Source organism: Bifidobacterium ruminantium DSM 6489 (genome assembly GCF_000770925.1).
In the GTDB taxonomy this organism is placed as follows: Bacteria; Actinomycetota; Actinomycetes; order Actinomycetales; family Bifidobacteriaceae; genus Bifidobacterium; species Bifidobacterium ruminantium.
Genome location: NZ_JDTK01000046.1, coordinates 1 through 2,736 on the forward strand (window position 1 = coordinate 1; position 2,736 = coordinate 2,736).

1 protein-coding gene is annotated in these 2,736 nt (G+C 53.4%); it reads left to right on the top strand.

Translation table 11 applies throughout. From position 1 onward, the window contains the following. Positions 1-107 precede the first annotated feature (107 nt). Positions 108-2,669, top strand: a complete 2,562-nt coding sequence (locus tag OU26_RS09250) for a type I restriction-modification system subunit M (RefSeq protein WP_026645757.1) — start codon at positions 108-110, stop codon at positions 2,667-2,669. Positions 2,670-2,736: the final 67 nt, after the last annotated feature.

Here is a 2,736-nt window from a genome sequence, read left to right on the forward strand (position 1 = left end):
TCCCCCAGCTTACGCTGTTCCCAAGCGGGGGTGCGGTATTCTTGTGAAAGATGTGCAGTCGCTCGTGGAGCCGCGCATTTTGCCGGTCCTGCAATGAGGAGGGATAGATGAACAAGCAGCAGCTCGCTTCGAAGATTTGGGAATCCGCCAATAAGATGCGTTCCAAGATCGAGGCGAACGAATACAAGGATTACATTCTTGGCTTCATTTTCTATAAATTCCTTTCGGAAAACGAGCTGATGCGCTTGAAGGCCAACGATTTCACCGAGGATGACCTGCCACAACTTACGGAGGATAATCCGGACATTGTGGAAGGCGTACAGGATGAGTGTGGCTATTTCATCGCCTATGACAACCTGTTTTCCACATGGATCAAAAAGGGCAACGATTTCGAGATTTCCAACGTGCGTGATGCGCTTTCGGCGTTCTCCCGCAACATCAATCCGGCGCGTAAGAGAGTGTTCGACGGTATTTTCGACACGTTGCAGACCGGGCTTTCCAAGCTCGGTACCGATGCGAGAAGCCAGTCCAAGGCCGCGCGAGATTTGATTTATCTCATTAAAGACATTCCGATGGATGGGCGTCAGGATTATGACGTGCTTGGTTTCATCTACGAGTACCTCATCAGCAATTTCGCCGCCAATGCAGGCAAGAAGGCCGGCGAGTTCTACACGCCTTCCGAAGTCTCTCAGCTGATGAGCGAAATCGTCGCATGGCATTTGCAGGGGCGTGAGCAGATCAAGATCTACGATCCGACATCCGGTTCCGGTTCCTTGTTGATTCATATCGGCCAGGCTGTGGCTCGGCGCAACGGCAATCCGGATTCCATCATGTATTACGCGCAGGAGCTTAAGGAGAACACCTATAACCTCACGCGTATGAATCTGGTGATGCGTGGCATTCTTCCCGACAACATCGTTGCCCGCAACGGCGACACCCTGGAGGACGACTGGCCGTGGTTCGACACGTTGGAGAACAAGGAGGAAACCTACAATCCGTTGTTCGTAGATGCGGTGGTTTCCAATCCGCCCTACTCGCAGAATTGGGATCCCACTGACAAGGAGATCGATCCACGCTTCAGCTATGGCATAGCACCGAAGTCCAAGGCGGATTATGCCTTCCTGCTCCACGACTTGTACCATCTGCGTGCCGATGGCATCATGACCATCGTTCTGCCGCATGGCGTGCTGTTCCGCGGCGGCGAGGAAGGTCAGATTCGTAAGAATCTGATCGAGAACCGTCATATTCAGGCGATTATTGGTCTACCGGCGAATATTTTCTTTGGTACGGGTATCCCCACCATCGTGATGGTGTTGCGCAAAAAACGTGACGACGACAAGGTGCTCATCGTTGATGCGTCCAAACATTTCATCAAGGACGGCAAGAATAACAAGCTACAGGCTTCTGATATCAAACGCATTGTCGATGTGGTGTCGAACAATCGCACGGTACCCAAGTTCAGCCGTCTGGTGTCCATCGATGAGATTCGCGCCAATGATTACAACCTCAACATTCCCCGTTATGTCGATTCATCCGAGGATGCGGAGACGTGGGATGTGTACGCTTCGATGTTCGGTGGCGTTCCGAAGAGTGAGGTCGAGCAGCTTGAGGAATATTGGAACGCCTGGCCGAGTCTGAAGGCCGAGCTGTTCCGTGATAACGGTGCCTGCTACGCCTGCGACCATGACGACATCGCTACCGTGGTGCGCAACAATGCCGACGTCCAGGCGTTCATCGCCTCGTATGGCCAGGCCATTTCCGGATTGCCTGCTGACCTGCGCTCCCGCTTGGTGGAGCATCCCGAACAGGTGGATGCGCTCGGGCAGGAAACGGCCATTGGCAAGGAACTGGATGCGATGATTGTCGGAACCCCACTGGTTGACCCGTATGACGCCTATCAGAAGCTTGATGACGCATGGGGCGGCATTTCCATTGATTTGGAAGTGTTGGGGTCCGAGGGCTTCGATGCGGTAAGAGCCGTGGATCCGAACATGGTCGTCAAGAAAAAAGGCGGCAAGGATGTGGAAGTGCAGGACGGCTGGATTGGCCGCGTTCTGCCGTTCGACCTGGTTCAGCGCGAGCTGCTGCACGATGATTTGACTGCAATCGAGGCGGACGAGCGCCGTGTGCAAGACATCGATTCCGAGATTGAAACCATTTTGGAAGGTTTCGATGAGGATGACAAGCAGAACAGCGATGCGATCAATCAGGACGGTGATGCCTTCGTGGCCGCCGAGCTGAAGAAGGCGGTCAAGGCGATCGGCAAGAATCCGGCTTCCGATTTCGAGCGTGGCTTGGTGCAGGCTCAGAAGCTATTCGATGAGACGAAGAAGCTGAAATCTGGTATCAAGACCAAGCGAAACGCGTTGGAGGAGAAGACCTGCAACACGATTAAGGCGTTGAGTGATGACGAAGCCAGAAAGTTGCTGGAAGCCAAGTGGATTACGCCATTGCAGAAGCAGTTGGAAGCATTGCCGAATGCCGTGATCGACGAGCTCATTGGCAAAGTGAACGCGTTGAAGAACAAGTACGCCACCACATATGCCGATGTATGCGGCCAAATCGATGAAGCGGAGAAGGAATTGGCCGGAATGCTTGGCGATTTGACCGGTAATGCTCGTGATATGGCGGGCTTGGAAGAGCTCAAAGCACTGCTCGGGGGTGAATAATTATGGCCGAACAGCATGAAAAAGCGTTGGTTCCGCAGATTCGTTTCGCCGGTTTCACTGACCCTTG

What these genes read in the sequence shown, in the direction of transcription:
- OU26_RS09250 (WP_026645757.1), top strand. Translation starts at nt 108, where the DNA reads ATGAACAAGCAGCAGCTCGCTTCGAAGATTTGGGAATCCGCCAATAAG.